This is a genomic window from Natronoarchaeum philippinense, assembly GCF_900215575.1.
In the GTDB taxonomy this organism is placed as follows: domain Archaea; phylum Halobacteriota; class Halobacteria; order Halobacteriales; family Natronoarchaeaceae; genus Natronoarchaeum; species Natronoarchaeum philippinense.
Map to the genome: position 1 here is coordinate 57,422 of NZ_OBEJ01000003.1, position 23,318 is coordinate 80,739.

Below are 23,318 nucleotides of genomic sequence, written 5' to 3' on the forward strand. Positions count from 1 at the left end.
GTGGGCAGTCGAGAGGGTGGCCCGACACCGGCGTTCAGCGCACGGACGAACTCGACGCCCGCCCGAGTAGGTACACCGCGAGACCGCCGAGCAGCAGATCGAGCGCCAGCAGGACGGCCAGCCCAGGAACCAGCGTGTCCCAGATACCGCCGAACCGAGTCACTTCGATCACCGTCATCACGTCCCGATCGAGCATGATCGCCCGTGCGGCGTCGACGCCGTAGGTCACCGGGTTGTACGTCGCGACGAGCTGGATCCAATCCGGGAGCGAGTCGAGCGGGAGGAAGGCGCTGGAGACGAACAAAAGCGGAAACTGCAGCAGGTTCGCGCCGATGATCGTCGACTCTTGATCCTTCGTGACGACGGCAAGCGCGTTCGACAGCGAGACGAACCACAGCGAAAAGAGGACGCCGACGGCCATGATGCCGAGCGCCCCCGCAATGCCGGTCGCGATTTCGGCGCCCAGAAGCGTTCCCAGTCCGAGAATGATCCCGATCTGGACGGCGATGCGGAGCACCTCGGCGGCGGTCTTGCCGAGGAACACGGCGGTCCGGTTCATCGGCGTCGCCAGCACCTTCTCGAACATCCCGCTCTCGATGTCGTTGACCAGCCCGACGCCCGATGTCGCGGCCGCCGCGAGCGCGACTTGGATCGCGATTGCCGGCACGAGGTACGTCTCGTAGGTGATCGACGCCCCGCCCCGGCCGATCGCCTGCGTCGCGACGCCGCCGAACACCTGCGTGAACAGGATCAGAAAGATGATCGGCTGGACCAGCGAGACGACCAGCACGAACGGGTTGCGGACCGCTTTCAGGTTCCAGCGCTTGAAGTTCGTCCACGCGTCACCCAGAAACGAGTTGCCCGAGCGCGCGATCGGCGCCGGCGTCGCCGCCTCGACGCTGCTTTCGGGCTGTGTTCCCCCGTCCGTCCTGCTGTCGGCGTCGCTCATTCGTCGCTCACCTCGCCTGCGACCGGGTCGTCGGGAGCGGTTGCGGCCGCCGCGTCCTCGCCCTCGCCAGTTGTCTCCCCGGTAATCGCGAGGAACACGTCGTCGAGCGTCGGCGCCCGGACGTTGAATCCCGTGACGCCGATGCCTGCGTCCCGCAGCGCGACCAGCACGTCCGTCCCGCGCGAGCGGGCCTGCCGCGACGTGATCTGCAGCCCCTCCTCGGTCGGGTCGATCGTCGCGTCGGCGCCGAGCAGGTCGGCCTCGCGGACGACTGCAGCGGCCTCCTCTGCGTCGGCGGCGTCTTGACTATCGGCTAGCTCGATGTCGAGGATCTCGCCGCCGACGCGGCGCTTGAGTTCGGCCGGCTCGCCCGTCGCCACGATCTCGCCATCGGCGATCACGGCCAGCCGGTCGCAGAGCTGGTCGGCCTCTTCGAGGTACTGGGTCGTCAGGAAGATCGTCGTTCCCCGGTCGTTGATCGCCCGGAAGTACTCCCAGAGCTTGTTGCGTGCCTTCGGATCGAGCCCGGTCGTCGGCTCGTCGAGAAAGACCAGCGGCGGCTGGTGGACCAGCGCCGTCGCAACGTCGAGACGCTTTTTCATCCCGCCGGAGAAGTCTTCCGACCGCTTGTCGGCCACCTCCGCGAGGTCCACGAGATCGAGCAGTTCGTCGATCCTGTCCGCCCGCTCGCCCCGCGGGACGCCGTAGGCCTCGCAGGCGAACTTGAGATTTTCGCGGGCGGTGAGTTCCTCGTCGACGCTGGTCTCTTGGGCCATGTAGCCGATCGACTCGCGGATCGCTCGCGAGCTCTCGGCGGCGTCGAAGCCGTTGACCCGAACCCCGCCGCCGGTGGCGTCGAGCAGCGTCGCCAGCACCTTGATCGTCGTCGTCTTGCCGGCGCCGTTCGGCCCGAGGAAGCCGAAGAACTCGCCGCGCGGGATCGTCAGCGAGACGCTCCGAACGGCTTCGGTGCCGTCGGCGTAGGTCACCTGCAGGTCGTCCGCGTCGATCGCGGTCTCGATGTCGTCCCGGTCCGACGGCTGCTCGGCTGTCTCACGCATCAATCTGCTCTCCTCTAGCGGCGGGAGGCTCAAATAGCTTCGAGTCACGGCGGGACGCCGAACGCGCCGGCGTCGTAGGACGCCACGTCGGCCGGCGACTCCAGCACCACCACCTCGAAGGCCCACTCAGTGTCGGCGGCCAGATCGCTCGTCGATGCGAGGTACGTCCCAAGTTGGGTGCCGTCGGCGTCGTAAAAGCGCGTCCGAACCTCGACGTATCCGATCGGGCGCTGTCTCGTGTTGCGAACCCGGCCTCGCACTGTCAATCCCTTGTATCCGCCGGCCGCGACCGGCTCGTGGTCGAGCAGCTCCAGCCCGTCGACGCGCATCGCAGCCGAGTTCGGCGTCGTCGAGGCGAACGCCTGTTGGGTGCTCGCGGTCGATGCGTTGTCGAGGCTCCCGTTGCCCGTCAGATCGACGGCGGTTTGCGGGCCGTACGCCGTCGCGCCGCCGTCACTCAGACAGCCCGCCACGCCGGCCGTCCCGACGCCGACCAGCGCGAGCACCCGACGGCGCGACGGCCGACTCTGTGCGTCCATACGGTCGGTACGTCGACGGCGACAAAATGCGTTGGTTGCAGACTGGTTGCCGGTGCGGGCTGCTGCGGGCTGGCTGTGGATCGCTGCAGGCTGACTACGGCCCGTTGCAGGCTAAGTGCGGACCGCCTACTCCCCTTCGACGGCGACGTGAGACGCCCGATACCCCTCCTCGGTAGCGGTCACGTCGTCGACGGCCCGCAAGAGAATGTCTCGTTCTTGTTTGGTGCGCACCGGCACGTCGTAGTGGGTCGCCTCGTAGTCGAACGTGCCGCCGTCGGCCCGTTCGCGCTCGACGAACTCGCGGTGTGCGGCAAGTCGATCGCTCGCAACGCGCTCGGAGATCGTCGGCGCCGCGGCGACCCGCTCTTCGAAGGCGCTGGCGAACTCGGGTTCGATCTCGACGCCGACGGAGTTCCGGCCGGCGACCATCGCGGCCAGCGTCGTCGTGCCGGTCCCCCAGAACGGGTCGAGCACGGTGTCGCCGTACGCCGAGTACATGTTCACGAGCCGGTAGGGAATCTCGAAGGGATAGGCCGCCGATCGGTCCCGTAACTCCTCGCCTGCGAGCGCTTGGTGCTCGCCGCGAACGTCCTCCCACACGTCAGTGAACCAGCGGTTGCGCTCCTCCCAGAAGTACGCCGCCTCGTACCGGCGCTTTGCGCCGGGATCGAAGCTCCGGCTTTCGGCGCCGTTCCGGAACACGAGGATGTACTCGTGTTCGAGCGTGACGTAGGCGTTGGGCGGCACCATCCCCGACCCCATGAACTTCGCGGCGCTGTTGGCCGGCTTGCGCCAAAGCACGTCCGGCAGCGGCTCGAATCCGAGTTCCTCGAAGGCCTCGATCACTCGCGCGTGGTTCTGGTAGACGCGAAAACTCCCGTCTACGGTTCTGGTCGCGTCGCCGACGTTGATGCAGGCGATGCCCCCTTCGACCAGTACGCGCTCAATCTCGGTCCAGACGGCGTCGAGGGCCTCGTGCATCAACTCGTAGGCCTCGCGTCCGTCGCCCTCGTCGAGCGCCTCGCCGACGCTAGGCGATAGCTCCGCGAACAGTCCGTCCCACATCTCGATCATCGGGTAGGGCGGCGAGGTCACGACGAGCTCGACCGAATCGTCGTCGAGATCGCTCATCGACCGGGCGTCCCCGACCACGATCCGGTGGCGAGTCTCCATCGTCGTAGCGGTTCAGACCGAGGGGTGTAGAAACTGCCGGCTCCGGCGACAGACGCCGCGGCGGCGTCGGCATCATCCGACGCCCGCCCTCAGACTGACGATTCGACGTACTCGACCGCTCGCTCCGGCGTCTCGACGGCCTCGACGCCCGGCACGTCGTGCGTTCCGAGCCCGGCGACCGGCCGCCCCGTATCGAGCGCGTGGGCGATCTCCGAGAGCGTGCCCGTCGAGCCGTCGATTGCGATCGCGGCGTCGCCGTTGAGCACGACGAGCACGTTCCGGGCGTTGCCCAGCCCGGTGGCGATCGGCGTCGTGACGTACTCGTTCGCAACTCGCCGATCCTCGCCGGGGAGGATGCCGATGGTCTCACCCCCAACGTCACGGGCGCCCCGACAGGCCGCCTCCATCACGCCGGTTCGGCCGCCACAGACGACCGTGTGGCCCCGTTCCGCGAGCACTCGACCGACCTCGCGGGCCTGCTCGTACTCCGACTCGTCGACCGCTCCGCCGCCGACGACGCTGACGCGCATGCTCGTCCGGATTCGGGCCGACAGCACAAGCGTTTCGGGTGCAGCGCGGTCGCTCGGCGCGGCTGTGGCGTCACGCACGGGTTCGACGCTCAATCGTCGGCGTCCCGCTCGTACGCTCCTTGCTTCTCCAGTTCGCCGCGACGCCGAAGGACCGACGGCGTCCGACAGACGCCGGGTGCGCCGGTGACTTGCGGAACGGTGCAGTTGTTACAGCTCTCGCAGACGGCTCGCGTTTCGGCGTCCTCGTGAGCTTGCGAACGAGGGCTCGAAGAGTACTGTTCTTCGGCGTCCTCGTGAGCTTGCGAACGAGGGCTCGAAGCGCTGTGCGCTTCGGCGTCCAGCAGCCGCGCGGGAAGCCGCGGCTCGGCGTAGAACGGCCGGGCCATCCCGACCAGATCGCAGGCCGGCTCCTCGCCCGTCGCGCCGAGCAGGCGGTCCATTTGGCCGCGCTCGCGGACGCCGCCCTCCAGCATGACCGGCACGTCGACACGGCGGCGCACCCGCCGACAGAACGACTCGTTCCACGCCGGTTCGAACTCGAATCGACGCGCTTGCAGTCGATTGAGCGCCGCCACCGCGCGGGCCCGATAGCGACTGCCGAAGGCGTCGGCGTAGCCGTCGGCGAACTCCTCGCGCTCCCACGCGCGGCCGGGATACTCGCCGCGCACGATGCTCATGTCCCACGTCACGTTCGCGCGGACCGGCGCCACGGCGTCGTAGCCGTAGTCTGCGAGGTGTTCGGCAATCCAGACGCCGTCGTCGAGATCGAGATGCCGTTGCACCAGTCGCGGCGCCGCCGTTTCGGCTGGAACTTTCGTCAGCAGGGGTACGTCGCCCGCCCGGGCGCGAATCTCGTCGTGGACGAGTTCGAGAAACCGCACGCGCTCGCGCCGGGAGCCGCCGAACTCGTCGTCCCGCCGATTGTAAAACGGGGAGAGAAACTGCTGGACGACGCCCATGTTCGCGCCGGCGAGGTGGATCGCGTCGTAGCCCGCGTCGACCGCCCGGGCGGCGGCTTTGCCGAAGTCGGCAGCCAGCCCGTACACCTCGGCGGTGTCGAGCACGTGCGGGTCGAACGAGACCAGTCCGAGCCGGTCGAGCGCTCGGAGTTGCCACGGCGGACGCGAGACGGCCAACTGCTCTAGGCCGGAATGGGACTGTCGATAGCCGGCGTGCCAGACCTCCATGCTCCGCAGCCCGCCGTGTTCGAGCTGGATCGCTATCTTCGCTCCGTGGTCGTGGACCCGCTCTGTGAGCCGCGCTAACTGCTCGACGAACTCGGGATCGTGGACGCGCGTCATCCCCGGGGCCGCACACCCGCCCTCGCCTCGGACGATCGTTGCGCCCTGACAGAGCAGCCCCGCGCCAGAAGCGGCCGCCGGCTCCAAGTCCTCGATCAGCGCGTCGACGGCCTCGGGCCCGTTGCCCGCACACTCCAGCAGCGGCGCCCGGTAGAGCCGATTTTGGAGCGTCCGATCGCCGATCCCGACTGGGGCTTCGAGCCGTGCCATCGTCTCTCACTGCGTGCTATCGGCCCAAAAGCGTTTGTCGCGCCGGTACCCTTTTGTCGTCTATGCGCCGTCACCTTGCGATCGTCGCGGTCGTCGTCCTCGTCGCGCTGGCGGGCTGTAGCGGCGCGATGCCGGGCGACGACAGTTCGACGAGCGACGATCCGAACGACGCCGAGCAGGCACCGACGCTCGAAACAGTCGCGTACCCCGACGGCTACGCCCAGACCGGTCTCACCAACGCGAGCCAAGCGCTGGCGACCCACGACGCCGCGATCGCGGACGCCGCAGGCTACCAAGCGTCGGCGTCGATCCGGGTCGACGCCGGCGACGAAACCCAAGAACTCGTGTTGAACTCGACCGTCGACAACGACGCCGGCACCGAGTTCTCCAGACTCGAACTCGCGGGCTCGGTCGAGGTGTATCGCACCGCCAACGGCTCGACGTACACCCGGATCGACGACGGTTCGAACGTCCAGTACGTCGCCAGCCGTCCCGACGCGTACGCGCAGGTGTCGATCGCGCAGTTCGAGTCGACGCTCTCGGCGACCAACCTCACCGCCACGTCGGTCTCGCAGGACGGGTCGGCGACGCTGCTGACCTACACGGGCGACGGCTCCATCGAGGGTAGCGGCGATGTCTCGATCGAACTGGTCGTCGATACGGAGGGCCGCATCCACTCGCTATCGATCGATCAGGGCGCCGATGTCTCGGCCGACTTCGACTTCGAGTACGGCTCCGTGACGGTCGAACAGCCCACTTGGCTCGACGACGCCAAGGCGGCGACCTGACTAGTTGACTGCCCCCAGCCACTGCCTGCTTATTTTTCGACATCGAGTAGCGCGACCCGCTCTCGAACCACATCGGCGAGGTCGGCACCGGTCGCCGACAGTTCGGCCTCGGTGATCTCGAAAAACTCCCGCACGAGCGCCTCGTCGGCGTGCTCGACGCCGATGGTCGAGTGCTCCTCGATCGCCAGTGTCTCGCGGACCGCCGCGGCGGCGTCGGCTTCGCGCGCCGTCGCGTCGGCGTCGTTCGCGCTGATCGTCCTGTCGTCGCGCTCGCCGTCCTCGGCGACGCCGTCGATCACTACCGCAACGTCGGTCTCGCCCGCGTCGACGCCCATCGCCAGCGCGTCGTCGATCTGGCGTCGGCCCGCCGCGTACAGCAGGATCTCGACGCCTCGGTCCCGCGCGACGTTCTCGCCGCGCTCGATCGCCCGGTCGGCCAGTTCGACCGCGCGTTCGAGGTGCTCGCGTCCGGCGAGATAGCGCGCGTCGAACGCCTGTACCGTACAGTCGTGCTCGTCCCCGATAGCCGCTAATTCGGCAACGGTGTCGTCCACATCCTCGATCGTCGCCTGTCCTTCGAGCAGATACATCAGTACGCTTCCTCCATCAGAAATCACCCAAACTCGCTTGGTCGGCGTCCGCGCTCGCGTCGTCCTCGCCTGCTCCTGAGCCGCCGTCGTCGGAACGCTCCACCGCGGCCCGTGCGTCTTGATCGGCCGTTACGTCCTCCAGTGTGGGATCGCGCCGGCCGGCGTTTTCGAGGATCGTCTCGGCGGTCTTCCGACGGCCGCGCAACGCCCCGAGCACGACCGACTTGTCGGCCTCTCGCAGATCGGCGCGGGTCTCGATACCGGCGTCGAACAGCCTCCGAGCGCGCTTGCGGCCGACGTTTCGGACGCCGGCGAGTTCGAGCAGCTCCTCTTTGATGCCGTCCGCGACGCGCTTGCGCGCCTCGCGGATCGCCGGCGAGACGCCGAGATCGAGGTCGGCGGCGAGCTGCTCGGCCGCGTTGAGCAGCCACTCGGCGGTGTCGACCTTCCCGCGCACGTCGCCTGGGCCGATTCCGAACCGCTCGGTGATCCGATCCTCGTCGACCTCCTCGGCCCAGTCTTCGAGCATATCCGCGGTCTTGAGCGCGGCGAGCCAGTCCTCGAAGCGCACGTCCTCGAACTCGCTCGGCATCGCGCCGAGGAATTCGCTTTCGCGCTCGTAGGCCAGTTCGGTGTACTCCTCGCGGTCGCCGGATTTGAGGTATAGCTCGTACATGTCCGGCGTCCGCGCAACGAGGTGATAGAGGCCCATCGGCGTCGGCGTCCGGTCGTTTTCGGCGGCGTCGCGCAGGCCGTCGACGATCTCGGCGGCGCTCATCGGATCGAGATACAGCCGCGAGACGGTGTGGCCGAGGCCGGTCGCGGAGAGTTCCACGTCCTCGCTCGCGCTCTCTCCGCGCTCGATGAACTCGTTGCGTTCGAGATACTCGATCACGCTGTCGGCGACCGCTTCCAACTGGTCGGCGTCGTCGGTCTGGCTGGCGTGGAGCGTCTCCGAGAGAAAGCCCAGTAGCGCGTCCCGAGAGCGTGCGAACCCGCTTGCTATCGTCGCCAGCACGTGGGTCCGAAGGGCGGGCTCGGCGGCGAGCTTCGAGCGCACTGGCTCGGGCTCGGCGTACACGTACCGGTCGAACAGCTCGTCGAGTTCGTCGTGGTTGCTGGCGAGCAGGACGGCCTCGCCGTAGGGATCCCGCCCCGGCCGGCCGGCCCGGCCCATCATCTGGTGGACTTCCAGCACGTCCAGCGGCTGCATCCCACCGGCGGTGCCGTCGTAGCGGCGCCAGTCCCGGACGATCACCCGACGGCTCGGGGTGTTGACGCCGGCCGCGAGCGTCGGCGTCGCGCTGACGACTTTCAGCAGTCGATCGCGGAAGGCGTCCTCGACGAGCGAGCGGTGTTCTGCCGCGAGACCGGCGTGGTGGAACGCGCCGCCGCGCTCGACGGCCGCCGCGAGGTCGTCGCTCGTCTCGGTGTCGGACACGTCCCGGATCTCGGCGGCGACCGATTCGAGTTGCTCGCGCTCCTCGGGCGAGAGGCTCGGCTCGACGACATCGGAAAGCCGTCGGGCGGCGACCTCGGCGTTCCGCCGGGAGTTGACGAACACGAGCGAGGAGCCGCCGTCCTCTAAAGTGTCCCGGACGATAGCGGCGCTTTGCTTCTCGGACTTCCGGGTCGGCAGCTCGCGCTGGGTGCCGTCGTCGAGGTGGAGGGCGTTGCCGAAGTGGACGCCCTTTTTGAGGTCGATCGGGCGCCACGTCGAGTCGACCAGTTCGGCGTCGAGCCAGTCGGCGATCTCGTCGGCGTTGCCGACTGTCGCCGACAGCGCGACCGTCTGCAAATTCGGGTTGAGCTGGCGGAGTTTCGCCAGCGTCACCTCCAGCGTGGGCCCCCGTGAGGCGTCGTCGATCAGGTGGACCTCGTCGCTGACGACGCAGTCGATGTCCTCGATCCAGCCGGCACCGTTTCGCACCAGCGAGTCGACCTTCTCGCTGGTCGCCACGACGATGTCCTTCTCGGCGAGCCATTCGCCGGAGGCCTCGTAGTTGCCCGTCGAGACGCCGACCGAGACGCCGAAGTCCTCGAACGCCTCGAACTCGGCCTTCTTCTCGCTGGCCAGCGCGCGCAGCGGGACGATGTACAGGGCTCTGCCGCCCCGATCGATCGCCGAGAGCATCCCGAGCTGGGCGATCAGCGTCTTCCCGCTGGCGGTCGGCACGCTCGCCACGACGTTCTCGCCCGTCGTGACGCCCGCCTCGACGGCCTCGGCTTGGGGCGGGTACAGCTCCTCGATCCCCTGGGCCTGCAGGTACTCGACGAAGCCCGGCGGGACGCGCTCTAGCTCCGCAGTCTCCATTACCCCTCCGTTGGCCCCTCCTGTGGTTTAAACTTCCGTCGTGGGGTCGGCTGGCGGCAGGCTGGCTTCGGCGTCACGACGGCACGGCGCCGATGGGTCGTCGGCGTCGCCGCCGACTGATCCCGTCTCGCGCTCCGTCATCCATTTGGTTCCCTCGCGCCAACCACGCGGTATGAAAGTCGAGTTCGACCGCGACACCTGCATCGGGATGTTCCAGTGCGTCGCCGAATGGGACGCCTTCGAGAAAGACGAGGACGCCGGCAAGGCCAATCTCGCGGACAGCGAGGAGACCGACGACGACGTGTTCGTCCGCGAAGTGCCCGACGACGCCGAACTCGACGCGAAGTTCGCCGCCCGCTCGTGTCCGGTCGACGCTATCGTCGTGTACGACGACGACGGCGAACAGCTGATTCCTTGAGCACGCCAAATCATAGGAACACCGACAAAAAGATTATAACAAATCGTGTTGCACCCTCGCATAGGTGAAGCCCATGAGCCGAAAGCGAACCCACGTCACCGAGTGGGCGGAGTTCGTCGACGCCGACGTGTCCGAGTCGACGCCGTCAGTCGATCGGGACCGCCCGCTCCGACGCGAACAGTGATCTCGGTCCAGTAGTGCGCACCGCCGTTCCGAACTACGTCGAGAGCGCCGTGTGGCGTCTTACTCGATCTTCTCGTACTGCTCGGAGAGCTTGTCGGCGGCCTCGCCGAGCTGCTCGCGCTCGAAGCTGTCGAGGTCCCACTCGACGACCTCCTCGACGCCGTCGCTGCCGAGTTTGACGGGGACGCCCATCGCCACGTCCGAGTGGCCGAACTCGCCGTCGAGCGCGATCGATCCGGGCAGTACCTCGCCTGTGTCCCGAAGCACGGCCTCGACCATGTGGCCGACGCCGGTCGCCGGTCCCCACTCGGTCGCGCCTTTCTTCTCGATGACGTTCATCGCGCTCTCTTGGAGTTCCTCGAGAATCTCGTCTTTCTCCTCGTCGCTAAATTCGGGATCGGCGCCGTCGACGCGGACCTTCGAGAACACGGGGACCTGCGCGTCGCCGTGCTCGCCCAGAATCGTCGCCTCGACGTTCTGGACCGGCGTGTCGAAGCGCTCTGCGAGCACGTATCGGAAGCGCGCGGAGTCGAGCCGGCCGCCGAAGCCGATCACCTTCTCGCGGGCGCGCTCGCCCGTCTCGTAGAGGTGGCGGTTCAGCAGGTCGACCGGGTTCGAGGTCGTGATCGTCACGAAGTCGTCGTTGTGCTCGGCCAGCGACGAACCGATGTCCTCCATGATCGGCGCGTTGTCGCCCGCCAGATCGATTCGTGTCTGGCCGGGCTGGCGCGGGATTCCGGCCGTGATGACGACGACATCGGAGCCGGCGGTGTCCTCGTAGCCGCCCTGCCGGATCGTCGTGTTCGAGTCGTAGGCGACGCCGTGGTTCGCGTCGGCGGCCTGCCCGACGGTGTCGGCCTCCTTATCGGGGATGTCGACGAAGACGATTTCGTCGGCCACGTCCCGGAGCGCGATGTTGTACCCCGCCGCGGCGCCGACCGTTCCGGCCGCACCGACAACGCTAACTTTGGTCATACACCCTAAACTGGCCGCGCGACGCCGGTTAAAGCTTCGGACGGGGCGTGCTATCTTGCCGCATTCTGTCTCTCGACATTCGCCTCTCGACGATATAACTCTCTCCCTATCGTGTGACCAAGCCACACGACCGAGACGGGTTCTTGCGACTCGACGGCGACTCTCCACGTAGGTATGGCAACAGATACCACACCAACGATCGCACCGCTCCCGAACGTGACGACGACCCGGCTGGCCGCGGGTGCCGTCGGCGGGTTCGTCGGTAGCATCCTGTTCGGACTGATCATGCAGTACGTGATTCCGGATCCGATCCTAGCAATGGCGATCCCGGCGATGTACGGGTTCTCGGGGCCGGCTCCGGCGGTCGGCTGGGCGTTCCACCAGTTCCACGGCGTCGTCCTCGGCGTGGCGTTCGTCGTGCTCGTCGGCGCCGCCGGACTCGACGACTACGCTCACACGCTGCGCGGCGCCGCATCGCTCGGCGTCGGCTACGGCGTCCTGACGACGCTGCTTCCGGTGATCGTGATGCCGCTATGGCTGCAGGCCGTCGGGTTCCCGATGGCGCCGCCGTTCCCGAACCTCGCAATTCCGGGGACGCTGATCACGCTCGTCGGTCACGTCGTCTACGCACTGCCGGTCGCGCTGGCGTACGCGCTCACCCGTGACTGACCTGCGAACTTGCTGGTTTTTTAGTCCGCGCGACCCCTCCTACCGGATATGAGCGAGTTCGACAAGGAAGCCGAGCGCGAGAAGCTCCGCGAGAAGTACGGCGAGGACGACGCCGACCGCGAGGACACCCAGCGCATGAGTCAGTTGCTCCTGCAGGGCGCGACGATGACGAACCAGCACTGCGACCGCTGTGGCGACCCGATCTTCCGGCAGAACGGCCAAGAGTTCTGCCCGACCTGCAACGCGGCGGCCCAGCGCGAGGCGGAGGTGGGGAACGGGGCAGAGGCGGGGAACGGAGATGACGCCAACGCCGCCGACGCCGGTGCTGCTAACGCCAACGCTGCCACCACCGGTGCTGCCAACGGTTCGACTCTTGCTGCGGACGCACAGTCCGCTGGCGTAGACGCACAATCCGCCGATGCTGACGCCCAGCAATCGGCCGCCGACGCTCGGGCCGCTGACGCCCAGCCTACAGCAACCGAGCGTCAGCCCACTGATGCCGACACCCAGCCCAACCGCGCCGCGGCGTCGGGACGCCGTGCGGTCGACGCCGGCCGACGTGAGGCCGACGCCAACACAGGATCGTCACCGGCCCCCGCGGATGCGTCGGACGGCTCGACGGCGGCGTCACGCGGCGCCGACCAGTCCCCGGCGTCGGCCGGCGACCTCGCCGACGCGGACGCGGCGCTCGTCACTGCCTTGAACCGGTTCGCCGGCGCGGCGGCGACGACCGACGATCCGCGCCGCGCGAAAGAGCATCTCGAAGCCGCCCGCGAAGCTGCCGAAGCGCTCGACGCACTGCGGCGATAACCGGGCAGCGGCGACTGCTTGGCTACTTCGCTACTCGACCGGTGAACTGCTCGCGGACCTTCTCGACTTTCGGCGCGGCGTGCATCCGGCAGTAGGCGTCCTGTGGATTCTTCTCGAAGTAGTCCTGATGGTGCTCTTCGGCCTCGTAGAACGTCTCCAGTGGCTCGATGTCGGTGACGATCGAGTCGTCGTAGGCGCCCGACTCTTCGAGTTCGACGACAAAGGTCTCGACGAGTTCACGCTGTTCGTCGTCGTGATAGAGGACGATCGACCGATACTGCGAGCCCACGTCGGGCCCCTCGCGGTCCTCGGTGGTCGGGTCGTGGATCGTGAAAAAGACCTCCAGCAGGTCCGGATAGCTGATTTCGTCGGGATCGTACGCGACCTGCACCACCTCGGCGTGGCCGGTCGTTCCCCGACAGACTTGCTTGTAGCTCGGATTATCCGCGTGGCCGCCGGCGTAGCCCGACGTGACGGCCTCGACGCCGTCGAGCGGCTTCAGCGCGGCCTCGACACACCAGAAGCAGCCTCCGCCGAACGTCGCGTGTTCGAGTTGTTCGGTCATGTCCTACGGTAGGCGCCCGACGGGTTTGAATGGCTGGGTCAGGACGGAATCAGCCGGTATCCGGCGTTGCTGGGTCGTCGCCGACGTGTCGTCTACCGTCGCTCGGGCACCATCTCGACCGGCCCGTCCGGCCGCAGCGTGATCGACGGCCTGAAGCCGAGATTTGCGACGGCCGATTCGACCGTCCACTCCTGACAGATCGTCGCCAGCACCAGCCGCGCCTCCAGCATCGCAAACCGGTCGCCGATGCAGCGCCGCGGCCCGCCGCCGAAGGGGAAGTACGCGAACGCCGGCAGGTCCTCGCGGAACTCGTCGGTCCAGCGCTCCGGGCGGAACTGCTCGGGGTCGTCGTAGAACCGAGGATCGCGGTGGAGCACCCACTGCTGGAACGTGACGGTCCGGCCCTCGGGGATCCGGTAGCCCGCCATCTCGATGTCCTCGGTCGCCTCGCGGAGGAGGTCGTAGACGGGCGGGTAGACCCGCATCGTTTCCTCGATGACGCGCTCGGTGTAGGGCAGGTCGTCGAGATCCTCGACCGTCGGCGGCCGGCCGCCGAGCACGTCGTCGAGTTCGGCCTGCAGTCGGTCGCGTGTTCCGGGATTCTCCGAGAGCAGGTGCAGGGCGTAGGTCAGCGCCAGCGCGGTCGTCTCGTGGCCCGCGAGCAGGATCGTGATCACTTCGTCGCGGATGCGCTCGCGCGGCAGGTCGTCGTCGCTGGCCAGCAGGAGCGAGACGACATCGCTCGCGTCGCCGCCAGCCCGTTCGTGCTTCTCGATGATGCGCTCGGCCACGGCGTGCAAGTCGTCCAGCGCCGCGTTGAACCGCCGGTTTCCGGGCGTCGGCACCCACCGCGGCACGTCGACCGGCCGCCGGATCGACGACGAGGCCCGGTCCATCACCGTCTCTAACGCCTCTCCGATCGCTTCTTCCTGTGCCCGGATGTCCACATCGAACAGCGCCTGCGCGGCGATCTCGACGGTGAGGCTCATCATGTCCTCGTGGATATCTCGCTGCTCGCCGGGCGTCCAGTCGGCCAGCGCGCGCTCGGTCGCATCGGTCATCTCAGTCGCGTACGACGCCAGCATCTCGGGGTAAAAGGACGGCTCGACGGTGTGGCGCTGCGAGCGCCAGAGCTCGCCCTCGCTGGTCAGGAGACCGTCGCCCAGCACCGGTTTGAGCGTCTCCATAAACTGCTCGCCCTTGACGAACGCGTCGTTGTCGTCGACGAGCACGCGCCGGACCAGTTCGGGATCGCTCACCTGCACGAACTGCTCGCCGCCGATCTCGTACGCCGCAACCGGGCCGTACTCGCGGGCCAGATCCTCGAAAAAGGCCAGCGGGTCCTGTACGTACTCACGGGTGTTGCCCAGTAGCGGGATGCCGTCGGGACCGGGCGGGGCGCCGCGGCCGGACGCGGAGCGTTGCATGTTACCTTCACACTATGTCGTGCGGAGATAAGGGTGTTTGCCCCAGCGGTTACCAACGGTGCTGTCGCGTGTGATGACGACCCGACTCTGCCCTTTTGAGCCTCGCTACATTTTTTGTGTGCTGCTGTGTTCGGCTCGAACAGATGGATCGACGAGAACTCCTCGGCGTCGGAATCGGCCTCGTCACCGCCGGCTGTCTCTCGCCGGAGGCCGATGCCGAAGCCGAAGATCCGGTGACGATCGGTGCGATGCGGCTGCGAAACGGCCACGGTGAGTCCCACGAGATCGCAGTCGACCTGCAGGCAGACGGCGAGACGGTCTTCACCACCACCAGAACGCTCGACGGGGCGGACGACGAGGGGGCAACCGGCGTCGATATCGCCCGCGACTGGCCCGCCGAGGTCGACCAGTACACGGTCGAGGCGGCGATCGACGGCGGCGGCCCGGAGACGGTCGTGTTCGACGAACCGCATCCCGAGACCTGTCACTTAGTCACCGTCGCGGTCACGCCCGACGAGTTTCTCGAAATCCTGTACTCGGGCAACGGCGCCGAAACCTGCTGAGTCGGGACGGAACGGTCCAGCTATCGCCCGTCGGGGACGTACTCGCTGCCGATCACGTCCCGAATCCGATCTGCTGTCACGTCCCCGACGCCTTCGGCTTCCAGCAGATCGTCTTTCCGGGCGGTCATCACCGCCTCGACGGTACCGAACTCCGAGAGCAAGGATCTGGCCGTCACCGGCCCAACGTCCGCGATCGACGCCACGACGTACTCTTGTTGCTCGGCCAGCGTCTTCGACTGCTTCTCGCCGTGGATCGACACCTCTCGGTCCTCGTTTTCCTGCTCGCGCCCGGCGATCACCGCCAACAGCTCGCGGGTGTCGTCCTCGTCTTCGGTTCGGAGTACGCTGACGCCGAAGTCGACGACGAGACTCGACAGCGCGCCCCGGATCGCGTTCGGGTGTACGTCCCGTTTCTCGTAGAGGCCCTCCCCCTCCAGCACGACGACCGGCCGGGAGTAGTGCCGGCTCATGTCCCCGACCTGCTCGAACAGCGACCGATCGCCGCCGGTGAGGGTATCGAGGAAGTCGTCGACGGCCTTGCGCTCGACGGCGACCCGATCGGAGAGCACGTAGTCCCCGACTTCCAGCGTCTCCAGTCTCGTCTGGACGTCCTCGCGCTTCGAGAGTTCGCGGGCGATGTTGGCGTCGAGTTCGCGCTGGTCGGCGACGATCTCGATCGTGCCGTCGTCGTCCGGTTCGGCAGTTGCGACTGTGGCGTCTTCGTCGGGTTCGGCCGCTTCGGCGTCGCCGCTGGACGCCGAACCGCTGCTGGACGCCGCTGTCGAATCGCTGTCGGACGCCGATGACGCCGCGGCGTCGTCGCCGCTCTCGTCGCTGTCCGAACTGCTGTCTGCACCCGTAAAGTCCGCCAGACCGGGCTGGTCGCTCCCGCCGTCGGCGGCTGATTCACCGGCGTTCGTCGATCCACCGCCTCCCGACTCGCCTGCGTAGTCGCCGAGCTGTTGCTGGCTGTCGTCGAGTTCCTCCTCGATATCGTCGGTGATCCCTTTGAGCTCGCGGAGTTCGTCTTCCATCTGTTGCTCGCGCCGGCGCGAGATCCAGAAGTACGCCTCGTCGCGGGTGTCCTCGGCCAGCAGGACGACGACGCGGCCCTCGTCCTGCCGGCCCGTTCGTCCTTTCCGCTGGATCGACCGGATCGCCGTCGGAACGGGTTCGTAGAACAGCACGAGGTCGACCTCCGGCACGTCCAACCCCTCCTCGGCGACCGACGTGGAGACGAGCACCTCGAACTCCCCGTTCCGGAACGCGTCGAGGGTTTCCTGTTGCTGTTTCTGTGTCATCCCGTCGCTGCCCTCGCGGTCGCCCTGCCCGACGAACCGCCGGGCGTCGAAGCTCTCCGAGAGAAACTCGGTGAGGATCTCGGCGGTGTCTCTCGACTCGGTGAACACGATCACGCGCTCGCCGTCCTCGATGCCGAGCGTCTGAGCCAGCAGGACGCGGGTTCGGGAGAACTTCGGGTGCAGATCGTCGTAGGACGCGCAGTCTTGCATCGCCGTCCGGACTCGCGGATCGGAGACGAGACGCTGGTCGGCCTTCGACGCGCCCGAAGAACGGGCGGCGTTGCGCAGACGCTCGAAGTACCGCTCTAGGGCTTCGACGCTTTGAGTCTCGACGTAGGTGACGGCCGTCCGGAGCTTCCGGATCTCGGCGTGGACGGACATCCCCTTGTACCCCTCCGACTGGTCGTTGTTCATCAGCTTCTGCAACTCGGCGCGCATCGACTGGAGGTCGTTCTCCGAGAGGTCGGCGCTGCGCTTGTTGGTCACGCCGAGTTCCTTGAGCTTCTCCAGCCTGTCTTCGATCACGTCGTTCAGCGCGTCCCGGATGTCGGTGATCGTCTCGGGCAGGTCGATGCGCTCCCACTCGACTTCGGTGTCGTGGGTGTACTCGGCCACGTCGGCGTCCTCCTCGGTCATCACCTCCACGTCCTCGATGCCGAGATTTTCGCAGACTTCGAGAATCTCCTCCTCGTCGCCGCCGGGCGACGCCGACATCCCCGTGACGAGGGGATCGGCGGCGTCGGCGTGGTACCGCTCGGCGATGTAGTTGTACGCGTAATCGCCGGTCGCGCGGTGGCACTCGTCGAAGGTGAGATGCGTCACGTCCCGGAGACTCACGCGCCCGCCGACCAGATCGTTCTCGACGACCTGTGGCGTCGCAATGACGATCGTCGCCTCCTCCCAGAGCGCCGAACGGTCGTCGGGACTGACCTCGCCGGTGAACACGACGATCTCCTCGTCTGGGATCTCCAGCGCTTCGCGGTAGAAGTCGGCGTGTTGCTGGACGAGCGGCTTCGTCGGCGCGAGAAACAGCGACTTGCCGCCGACGCTTTCCAGTCTGTTGGCGGTCACGAGCAGGCTTACCGTCGTCTTACCGAGTCCGGTCGGCAGGCAGACGAGCGTGTGATCGTCCGTCGCGGTCCCGGCGAGCTGGAGCTGGTAGAGGCGCCGTTCGAGAAACGCCGGCGCGAGCAGGGGGTGGTCCACGTGGGCGGGTTCGTCGTCCGTGGCGGCCATTGGAGGCGGTTCGGGACCGGGCCGGTTAAGGATTCGCCCAGCGCGGTGAAAGTGGTCGCGGGGCCGGAACGGGCCCGATCGTTGGCTGGTATGTCACCGGACCGGGACTGGTGAATTAGTACTCCAGCGTGGAAATACGGGACGTGCAATCGCCAGCCGCAATCGCCGCCGATACCGCCTTCGCGCTCGCGCTTCCCGAGGCCCTCGCAAGTCTGGGCTCAGTTCCACTGATACTGCTGGTCATTGCGGCCACGACTGCTGCGGCGATCGCGCTCAAACTGCTCGCATCGGTCGTCGCTTGGTACGTCGACGAGACCGGCGCATCGCTCCCGGCGCTGCTGTTCGACGTGCTGTCGACGCCGATCGCGCGCACGCTCGTTCTCGGCGGCGTCTACGTCGCCGTCCGGATTGCGGAACTTCCGATGCTTGGCTTCTATCTCGAAGGCGCGTTGCTCTCCGCGCTCGTCGTCGTCTGGGGCGTCGCCGCGGTTCGGCTCGGTCACCGACTGCTCCATCGGCTGAGCGAGGATGCGCCCGGTTCGGAGGTCGCGCCCGTACTGTCGAACGTTTGGTCCGCGGTCGTCGTTCTTGTCGCCCTCTTCTCACTGCTTAACGTCTGGCGCGTCGACGTGACGCCCCTTCTGGCGTCGGCGAGCGTCGTCGGCATCGTCATCGGACTGGCCGCTCAGGATGCCATCGCCAACTTCGTCGGCGGGCTCGCGCTCTTTGCCGACGACACGTACAAACCGGGCGACTTCGTCGTGCTCGACTCCGGCGAGAAAGGGACCGTCACAGACATCGGACTCAGGGCGACTACCATCGTGACGCTGGACCGGGTCGAGGTGACGATTCCCAACGCCGTGTTGAACTCGACCCACGTCACCAACGAGTCGGCGCCCCAGCGCTACAAGCGCATCAGAGTGCCCGTCGGCGTCGCCTACGACAGCGATCTCGACCGCGTCGAGGCGGCACTGCTCGACGCGATGCGCTCGGAGGAGGAAGTGCTCGACAACCCCCGCCCGCGCGTTCACTTCCGCGAGTTCGGCGACTCGGCGCTGCAGTTCGAGTGCCGCGCCTTCATCCACCACCCGGCGCGCGAAGCGCCCGCCCGCGACGCACTCAACGAGCGCATCCATCGGACGCTCGCCGACGCCGACATCGAGATCCCGTTCCCCCAGCGGACGCTGACGTTCGGCGACGATCTATCTTCGTCCGAGTCCGACTCGACGAGCCGTGAGTCTCGCCCGCGCGACGGCGTCGAGTGAGCGCCGGACCACGACTCTTTTGCCGAGTTACACCCATGTGCCGGTATGGCAATCTACGAGAGCGACCTCCCTGGGGTCGGCAAGAAGTTCGAGGTCGACCTCGACGGGGAGGCACAGCTCGTGATCGTGATTCACAACACCGGCAAGCGCGAGCTGTTCGTCCGCGAGGCGCCCGACGCCGACTCGGAGAAGCTATTCGAGCTGTCGGACAAGCTCGCCAGGCAGGTCGGGACGATCATGGAGGGGGCGTACTTCCAGCCGATCCGGGACGACGAGATCAGCACCGTCCTCGACGACGACACGCTGATCGAGTGGGCGAAAGTCACCGACGAGTCCGATTTGGTCGGAGCGACGCTCGCCGAATCGGGCGTCCGCCAGCGCACTGGCGCCTCGATTATCGCCGTCCAGCGCGGCGACGAGACGATCCAGAACCCGCCGCCGGACGTGGAGTTCCGGGTCGACGACACGCTCGTCTCGATCGGCGACCGGGAGAGTCATACCGAACTCGAACGGCTCGCGGCCGGCGACGCGGCGCTCGACGATGCCGATGCCGGGATCGCGTCGGACGACGAGCGGTCTGACGCCGACGGAGCCTAATGGCGGCGACGCCGCTGATCGAGATCGGCGCGCTGTTCGTCACGCTCGCGCTCGCCGGGACGATCGCCGACCGGCTTGGCCAGTCGGTCATCCCCTTTTATATCGTCGGGGGGATGCTCGTCGGCGAGCACGTCCTCGGGCGGCTCGCCCCGCTGACTCTCGCTGTCGGCGAGCGCTCGCTGACGATCGGCCAGCCCTACGTCGCCGAGAGCGTCTTCGTCGAACTCGGCGCCGAGCTCGGGATCGTCTTCTTGCTGTTTTTCCTCGGACTGGAGTTCAGCATCGACCGCCTGCTCGCCAGCCGCGAGCGGATCAGCACCGCCGGCGCGATCGACCTCGGGATCAACTTCCCCGTCGGCGTCCTCCTGGGGCTTGCGATCGGCTGGTCGCCCATCGAAGCCGTCCTGCTGGGCGGGATCGTCTACATCTCCTCCAGCGCGGTGATCACCAAATCGCTGATCGATCTGGGCTGGATCGCCAACGACGAGAGCAACCCGATCCTCGGAACGCTCGTCTTCGAGGACCTGTTTATCGCGCTGTATCTGGCGATCGTCTCGGCCATCGTGGTCGGGAGCGGCAGCGTCGCCGACGCGGCGATCGACATCGGCGTCGCCGTCGGCTTCCTCTGTGTGCTGCTGGGCGGCGTCTTCTACGGCTCGGACCTGTTCCAGCGCTTTCTGGCGGTCGACTCCCAAGAAGCGACGGTGCTTCGCACCGTGGCGCTGGTCGTCTTCGTCGCCGGCCTCGCGCTCCTGTTGGATGTCAGCGAGGCCGTCGCGGCCTTCTTCGTCGGGATGGGCTTTTCCTCGACCGATCACGTCCACGAGATCGAAGAGTTGTTGATGCCCGTCCGGGACCTCTTTGCGGCCGTCTTCTTCTTCTGGGTCGGCATCGGAACCGATCCGAGCGTCTTTGCCGATCCCATGCTGGTCGCCGTGCTCGTCCTCGCAGTCCTCGTGACGACGCCGACGAAACTCGTCAGCGGCTATCTCGGCGGTCGCGTCTACGACCTCGACGAACGCCGGTCGCTCCGGGTCGGCGCCAGCATGGTCACTCGCGGGGAGTTCTCGCTGATCATCGCGGCGACGATCGCCGCCGCCGGCACCGGGACCGTGATGACCGAGACGATCCCGGATCTCACGGTCGGCTACGTGCTCGTCATGAGCATTCTCGGCACCGTGCTGATGCAGTACGCCGATCGGCTCTGGTCGATCGCCGAGCCGTATCTCGCCGACGCCGCGGAGTGAGGGCTGGCGGTTGCGCTTGGGCTGCCGGATTTTCGGGTCGTTCTGACTGTCCAACTGATCAGTACACGTCCGTACTAAGCAAAAGAAATAAGTTAAATATACAACTATTTTCGCGCGAGAATTGAAATGTGGTTTTTCTTCCTCCTCCTCGTGATCGGTACCGTCCCTGTATTCCTCGGTCTCGTAGCCCTCATCAACCGCGATACGGGGGACGACACTGAAGAGCAGGTAGAGGAACTGAAACAGCGAGTAGAAGAACTCGAAGCAAAACAGGACTAATTACGTCCGTTAGATTCTGGCAAGGCGCTTCTTAGATCCTACCACGTCTTATTAGCAGAGGGGAGGAGTGCCAATGACCGCAGAACGGACAGATACGATCGAAGAGCGCCGACGGCTTCCACAACGCTGGGCCGACGAGGTCCACGAAAAGCACAATCTCGCGTTCATCGACGACTACCACGCATCCGACTGGGTCGGTCACTTTGACGGGACGGACCTGACGAACGCCGAGTACAAAGACATGCAACGGGAACTTATCAACGGCTTCCCGGACGCCGAATTCACCTTCGGACCGGTTATCGTCGAGGGAGATGCTGTCGCTGGTCACTGGGTGATGACCGGAACGCACACAGGGGAGTTCGTCGGGCTCAAGCCGACCGGCCGAACGGTGCGCGTGTCCGGAACCTTCCTCACCCGTTACGACGAGGACGGACGAGCAGTGGAAACGTGGGAGAACATCGACCAGTTCGGGATGCTCCAACAACTCGGCGTCGCGCCGGAGGAGTTCACGCTGGGCGGCCTTGCGCGTACGCTCGTCAACCTCGTAAAAAGTGGGCGATGAGACGGGACACCCGTCACGTGCGTCTCACTGAACGCTGCGCCCGGACTCGCTACCCTTTCCCGACCATCTGGTCCTCGTCGTCCCACTCGCGCTTTCGCAGTTCGTACTTCTGGATCTTCCCGGTCGCAGTCTTCGGGATTTCGTCGACGAACTCGATTCTGTGGACGATCTTGTAGTCGGCCAGTTGCTCGCGGGTGTACGCGGTCAACTCGTCGGCGGTCACGCCGGGATTTTCGGGATCGCCGTTGTCCGGGACGACGAACGCCTTCGGCGTCTCGCCCCACTTCTCGGACGGCGCGGGGATGACCGCCACGTCGCCGACGGCCTCGTGGTCGAACAGCGTGTCCTCCAATTCGACCGAGGAGATGTTCTCGCCGCCGGAGATGATGATGTCTTTCTTGCGGTCCTTGATCGAGATCATGCCGTCCTCGTTGACGACGGCGAGGTCGCCAGTGTGGTACCAGCCTTCGAGGCGGTCGTTGAACGCCGCGTGGGTCTCGTCGGGCTTCTCCCAATACTCTTCCATGACCTGATTGCCCCGGACGACCACCTCGCCGATGGTGGTGTCGTCGCGTGGAACCCGCTCCCCGTCGTCGTCGACCACACGGAGTTCGGTTCCCAGTGGGGCGACGCCTTGGCGTTGTTTCAGCGAGAAGCGGAGCCCGCCCTCGTCGGGGATCAGCCGGTTGGCGTCGGAGGTGGCGATCAGCGGCCCGGTTTCGGTCGCGCCGTACAGTTGGGTGAACTCCCAGCCGAACTCGGTTTCGACCTCTCGGATCGTCGCGCTCGGCGGGGCGCTGCCGGCGGCGGTCACGCGGACCGGGTTGTCGCCGCTGAACGCCGGGTCGTGCTCGTCGGCGTACTCGCCGAGGATCGTCAGCACGGTCGGCGCACAACAGAGGAAGGACACGTCCTCGCCGTCGATCGCATCGAAGACGGCTTCGGCGTCGACGCCGCGCGTGCAGACGTGTTTCGCGCCGCGGCCGGTGACGGCGTAGATGTGGCCCCAGCCGTTGACGTGGAACATCGGCAGCGTCCACAGGTACACGTCGTCGTCGGTGAGGTGGTGGTGGATCGTCACCAGCTGGGCGTGCAGCGACTCCGTTCGATGGGTCCGGCAGACGCCTTTCGGATCGCCGGTCGTTCCCGAGGTGTAGTTGATGGTGATGATCTCGTCCTCGGACATCTCCGGGCGCTCGTAACCGTCGGGGTCGTCCGCGAGGAACGACTCGAAGTCGATCCAGTCGCCCTCGACCGGCGCCGGGTCGTTCGTCACGAAGACCTCGGCGGGAATCTCGTCGCGGATCGCCTCGATCTTGCTGGCGTACTCGTAGTCGGCGTAGACGACGCTGGCCCCCGAGTCCGAGAGGAGGTACTCGTAGTCAGAGGGTTCGAGGCGGTAGTTCAGCGGGACGTGGACAGCGCCACACTGCATCGCCCCGAACGCCGCTTCGAGGTGATAGTGCGTGTTCGGGTCCAGCACCGCGACGCGGTCGCCCTTCTCGACGCCGCGGGCCTGCAGCGCCGCCGAGAACCGGTCGACGCGCTCGCCGAACTCGTCGTACGTGAAGCGCTCGCCGTCGGTACCCACGACGGCCTCGTAATCGCCGTAGTACGTTCTGGCTCTGTCGAGGAAGTCGGTCACGAGTAATTGTTTTTTCATTCATGAAGGATTCGACCGCCGAACGCACTAAACGTGCTATTCAAGGCAACAATTTCCGTTTCAGCGACAGAAGGTCGAACGGTCGGCAGTTACACCGCGTTTT

Annotated in this window: 23 protein-coding genes; 10 read left to right on the forward strand and 13 right to left on the reverse strand. The window is 66.7% G+C overall.

From position 1 onward, the window contains the following. Positions 1 to 34: 34 nt before the first annotated feature. The 6 genes from CRO01_RS11175 to CRO01_RS11200 form a co-directional block, all read right to left on the reverse strand. The gene (locus CRO01_RS11175) at positions 35 to 949 is read right to left on the reverse strand and encodes an ABC transporter permease (protein ID WP_097009239.1); all 915 of its coding nucleotides are present in this window, start codon (positions 947 to 949) and stop codon (positions 35 to 37) included. Further along, positions 946 to 2,010 carry an ABC transporter ATP-binding protein gene (locus CRO01_RS11180; protein WP_097009240.1) on the reverse strand — a complete coding sequence of 355 codons (1,065 nt, stop codon included), beginning with the start codon at positions 2,008 to 2,010 and terminating at the stop codon, positions 946 to 948. Before CRO01_RS11180 ends, CRO01_RS11175 begins: the two co-directional genes overlap by 4 nt. A gap of 44 nt (positions 2,011 to 2,054) precedes the next feature. Continuing rightward, positions 2,055 to 2,549, reverse strand: a complete 495-nt coding sequence (locus tag CRO01_RS11185) for an FxLYD domain-containing protein (protein WP_097009241.1) — start codon at positions 2,547 to 2,549, stop codon at positions 2,055 to 2,057. A 126-nt stretch (positions 2,550 to 2,675) separates the two neighbouring features. Continuing rightward, a complete protein-coding gene (locus tag CRO01_RS11190) occupies positions 2,676 to 3,722 on the reverse strand; it encodes a DNA-methyltransferase (RefSeq protein WP_097009242.1) in 1,047 nt (348 codons plus the stop codon). 89 nt (positions 3,723 to 3,811) lie between these two features. Next, the gene (locus CRO01_RS11195) at positions 3,812 to 4,252 is read right to left on the reverse strand and encodes a TIGR00725 family protein (RefSeq protein ID WP_097009243.1); all 441 of its coding nucleotides are present in this window, start codon (positions 4,250 to 4,252) and stop codon (positions 3,812 to 3,814) included. An 89-nt stretch (positions 4,253 to 4,341) separates the two neighbouring features. Beyond that, positions 4,342 to 5,763, reverse strand: coding sequence for an oxidoreductase (locus CRO01_RS11200; protein ID WP_097009244.1), 1,422 nt, complete (start codon positions 5,761 to 5,763; stop codon positions 4,342 to 4,344). A gap of 62 nt (positions 5,764 to 5,825) precedes the next feature. On the opposite strand from CRO01_RS11200, the gene CRO01_RS11205 reads away from it, so the two are divergent. Next, positions 5,826 to 6,551: a DUF7537 family lipoprotein gene (locus CRO01_RS11205; RefSeq protein WP_097009245.1), complete on the forward strand. Its 726-nt coding sequence runs from the start codon at positions 5,826 to 5,828 to the stop codon at positions 6,549 to 6,551. Positions 6,552 to 6,580: 29 nt separating this feature from the next. Here CRO01_RS11205 and cgi121 read toward each other — a convergent pair whose 3' ends face one another. Together cgi121 and CRO01_RS11215 are read right to left on the reverse strand one after the other, a co-directional pair. Then, positions 6,581 to 7,141: a KEOPS complex subunit Cgi121 gene (gene cgi121, locus CRO01_RS11210; protein WP_097009246.1), complete on the reverse strand. Its 561-nt coding sequence runs from the start codon at positions 7,139 to 7,141 to the stop codon at positions 6,581 to 6,583. 16 nt (positions 7,142 to 7,157) lie between these two features. Next, positions 7,158 to 9,455, reverse strand: coding sequence for an ATP-dependent DNA helicase (locus CRO01_RS11215; RefSeq protein ID WP_097009247.1), 2,298 nt, complete (start codon positions 9,453 to 9,455; stop codon positions 7,158 to 7,160). Positions 9,456 to 9,627: 172 nt separating this feature from the next. Here CRO01_RS11215 and CRO01_RS11220 point away from each other — a divergent pair, with 172 nt between their 5' ends. Next, on the forward strand, positions 9,628 to 9,873 hold the full coding sequence (locus CRO01_RS11220) for a ferredoxin (RefSeq protein ID WP_097009248.1): 246 nt from the start codon (positions 9,628 to 9,630) through the stop codon (positions 9,871 to 9,873). Between the two features lie 243 nt (positions 9,874 to 10,116). On the opposite strand, the gene mdh is transcribed toward CRO01_RS11220, so the two are convergent. Beyond that, on the reverse strand, positions 10,117 to 11,031 hold the full coding sequence (mdh, locus tag CRO01_RS11225; RefSeq protein WP_097009249.1) for a malate dehydrogenase: 915 nt from the start codon (positions 11,029 to 11,031) through the stop codon (positions 10,117 to 10,119). A gap of 174 nt (positions 11,032 to 11,205) precedes the next feature. On the opposite strand from mdh, the gene CRO01_RS11230 reads away from it, so the two are divergent. Both CRO01_RS11230 and CRO01_RS11235 read left to right on the forward strand, forming a co-directional pair. Continuing rightward, positions 11,206 to 11,700 (forward strand): hypothetical protein, encoded by a 495-nt coding sequence (locus CRO01_RS11230; protein WP_097009250.1) that lies wholly within the window; start codon positions 11,206 to 11,208, stop codon positions 11,698 to 11,700. Between the two features lie 48 nt (positions 11,701 to 11,748). After that, positions 11,749 to 12,510, forward strand: a complete 762-nt coding sequence (locus CRO01_RS11235; protein WP_097009251.1) for an Sjogren's syndrome/scleroderma autoantigen 1 family protein — start codon at positions 11,749 to 11,751, stop codon at positions 12,508 to 12,510. A gap of 22 nt (positions 12,511 to 12,532) precedes the next feature. Here the strand turns inward: CRO01_RS11235 and msrA are convergent, their stop codons facing one another. Together msrA and CRO01_RS11245 are read right to left on the reverse strand one after the other, a co-directional pair. Further along, the gene (gene msrA, locus CRO01_RS11240; protein ID WP_097009252.1) at positions 12,533 to 13,075 is read right to left on the reverse strand and encodes a peptide-methionine (S)-S-oxide reductase MsrA; all 543 of its coding nucleotides are present in this window, start codon (positions 13,073 to 13,075) and stop codon (positions 12,533 to 12,535) included. A 92-nt stretch (positions 13,076 to 13,167) separates the two neighbouring features. Beyond that, entirely contained in the window at positions 13,168 to 14,502 is a 1,335-nt protein-coding gene (locus CRO01_RS11245) for a cytochrome P450 (RefSeq protein ID WP_097009253.1), read from the reverse strand. A gap of 143 nt (positions 14,503 to 14,645) precedes the next feature. On the opposite strand from CRO01_RS11245, the gene CRO01_RS11250 reads away from it, so the two are divergent. Next, the gene (locus tag CRO01_RS11250) at positions 14,646 to 15,065 is read left to right on the forward strand and encodes a hypothetical protein (protein WP_097009254.1); all 420 of its coding nucleotides are present in this window, start codon (positions 14,646 to 14,648) and stop codon (positions 15,063 to 15,065) included. Positions 15,066 to 15,085: 20 nt separating this feature from the next. Here CRO01_RS11250 and CRO01_RS11255 read toward each other — a convergent pair whose 3' ends face one another. Continuing rightward, positions 15,086 to 17,602 carry a DEAD/DEAH box helicase gene (locus CRO01_RS11255; RefSeq protein WP_097009255.1) on the reverse strand — a complete coding sequence of 839 codons (2,517 nt, stop codon included), beginning with the start codon at positions 17,600 to 17,602 and terminating at the stop codon, positions 15,086 to 15,088. A 143-nt stretch (positions 17,603 to 17,745) separates the two neighbouring features. On the opposite strand from CRO01_RS11255, the gene CRO01_RS11260 reads away from it, so the two are divergent. From CRO01_RS11260 to CRO01_RS11275, 5 genes are all read left to right on the forward strand, one after another. Further along, positions 17,746 to 18,867 (forward strand): mechanosensitive ion channel family protein, encoded by a 1,122-nt coding sequence (locus CRO01_RS11260; protein ID WP_097009256.1) that lies wholly within the window; start codon positions 17,746 to 17,748, stop codon positions 18,865 to 18,867. A gap of 45 nt (positions 18,868 to 18,912) precedes the next feature. After that, on the forward strand, positions 18,913 to 19,464 hold the full coding sequence (locus CRO01_RS11265) for a cation:proton antiporter regulatory subunit (protein ID WP_097009257.1): 552 nt from the start codon (positions 18,913 to 18,915) through the stop codon (positions 19,462 to 19,464). Continuing rightward, a complete protein-coding gene (locus CRO01_RS11270) occupies positions 19,464 to 20,711 on the forward strand; it encodes a cation:proton antiporter (protein WP_097009258.1) in 1,248 nt (415 codons plus the stop codon). Before CRO01_RS11265 ends, CRO01_RS11270 begins: the two co-directional genes overlap by 1 nt. Positions 20,712 to 20,837: 126 nt before the next feature. Beyond that, a complete protein-coding gene (locus CRO01_RS16665; protein WP_179747466.1) occupies positions 20,838 to 20,990 on the forward strand; it encodes a hypothetical protein in 153 nt (50 codons plus the stop codon). Between the two features lie 73 nt (positions 20,991 to 21,063). Beyond that, on the forward strand, positions 21,064 to 21,552 hold the full coding sequence (locus CRO01_RS11275; protein ID WP_097009259.1) for an ester cyclase: 489 nt from the start codon (positions 21,064 to 21,066) through the stop codon (positions 21,550 to 21,552). Positions 21,553 to 21,601: 49 nt separating this feature from the next. On the opposite strand, the gene CRO01_RS11280 is transcribed toward CRO01_RS11275, so the two are convergent. Next, positions 21,602 to 23,215, reverse strand: coding sequence for a long-chain-fatty-acid--CoA ligase (locus CRO01_RS11280; protein ID WP_097009260.1), 1,614 nt, complete (start codon positions 23,213 to 23,215; stop codon positions 21,602 to 21,604). Positions 23,216 to 23,318 lie beyond the last annotated feature (103 nt).

Bases quoted from the DNA above. Each gene is read 5' to 3' on its own strand.
- CRO01_RS11180 (WP_097009240.1), bottom strand. From the start codon at position 2,010: ATGCGTGAGACAGCCGAGCAGCCGTCGGACCGGGACGACATCGAGACC.
- CRO01_RS11205 (WP_097009245.1), top strand. From the start codon at position 5,826: ATGCGCCGTCACCTTGCGATCGTCGCGGTCGTCGTCCTCGTCGCGCTG.
- CRO01_RS11185 (WP_097009241.1), bottom strand. From the start codon at position 2,549: ATGGACGCACAGAGTCGGCCGTCGCGCCGTCGGGTGCTCGCGCTGGTC.
- CRO01_RS11230 (WP_097009250.1), top strand. From the start codon at position 11,206: ATGGCAACAGATACCACACCAACGATCGCACCGCTCCCGAACGTGACG.
- CRO01_RS11270 (WP_097009258.1), top strand. From the start codon at position 19,464: ATGGCGGCGACGCCGCTGATCGAGATCGGCGCGCTGTTCGTCACGCTC.
- CRO01_RS11280 (WP_097009260.1), bottom strand. From the start codon at position 23,215: ATGAAAAAACAATTACTCGTGACCGACTTCCTCGACAGAGCCAGAACG.
- msrA (WP_097009252.1), bottom strand. From the start codon at position 13,075: ATGACCGAACAACTCGAACACGCGACGTTCGGCGGAGGCTGCTTCTGG.
- CRO01_RS11195 (WP_097009243.1), bottom strand. From the start codon at position 4,252: ATGCGCGTCAGCGTCGTCGGCGGCGGAGCGGTCGACGAGTCGGAGTAC.
- CRO01_RS11255 (WP_097009255.1), bottom strand. From the start codon at position 17,602: ATGGCCGCCACGGACGACGAACCCGCCCACGTGGACCACCCCCTGCTC.
- CRO01_RS11215 (WP_097009247.1), bottom strand. From the start codon at position 9,455: ATGGAGACTGCGGAGCTAGAGCGCGTCCCGCCGGGCTTCGTCGAGTAC.
- CRO01_RS11250 (WP_097009254.1), top strand. From the start codon at position 14,646: ATGGATCGACGAGAACTCCTCGGCGTCGGAATCGGCCTCGTCACCGCC.
- CRO01_RS11265 (WP_097009257.1), top strand. From the start codon at position 18,913: ATGGCAATCTACGAGAGCGACCTCCCTGGGGTCGGCAAGAAGTTCGAG.
- cgi121 (WP_097009246.1), bottom strand. From the start codon at position 7,141: ATGTATCTGCTCGAAGGACAGGCGACGATCGAGGATGTGGACGACACC.
- CRO01_RS11200 (WP_097009244.1), bottom strand. From the start codon at position 5,763: ATGGCACGGCTCGAAGCCCCAGTCGGGATCGGCGATCGGACGCTCCAA.
- CRO01_RS11235 (WP_097009251.1), top strand. From the start codon at position 11,749: ATGAGCGAGTTCGACAAGGAAGCCGAGCGCGAGAAGCTCCGCGAGAAG.
- mdh (WP_097009249.1), bottom strand. From the start codon at position 11,031: ATGACCAAAGTTAGCGTTGTCGGTGCGGCCGGAACGGTCGGCGCCGCG.
- CRO01_RS11245 (WP_097009253.1), bottom strand. From the start codon at position 14,502: ATGCAACGCTCCGCGTCCGGCCGCGGCGCCCCGCCCGGTCCCGACGGC.
- CRO01_RS11275 (WP_097009259.1), top strand. From the start codon at position 21,064: ATGACCGCAGAACGGACAGATACGATCGAAGAGCGCCGACGGCTTCCA.
- CRO01_RS11220 (WP_097009248.1), top strand. From the start codon at position 9,628: ATGAAAGTCGAGTTCGACCGCGACACCTGCATCGGGATGTTCCAGTGC.
- CRO01_RS11175 (WP_097009239.1), bottom strand. From the start codon at position 949: ATGAGCGACGCCGACAGCAGGACGGACGGGGGAACACAGCCCGAAAGC.
- CRO01_RS16665 (WP_179747466.1), top strand. From the start codon at position 20,838: ATGTGGTTTTTCTTCCTCCTCCTCGTGATCGGTACCGTCCCTGTATTC.
- CRO01_RS11190 (WP_097009242.1), bottom strand. From the start codon at position 3,722: ATGGAGACTCGCCACCGGATCGTGGTCGGGGACGCCCGGTCGATGAGC.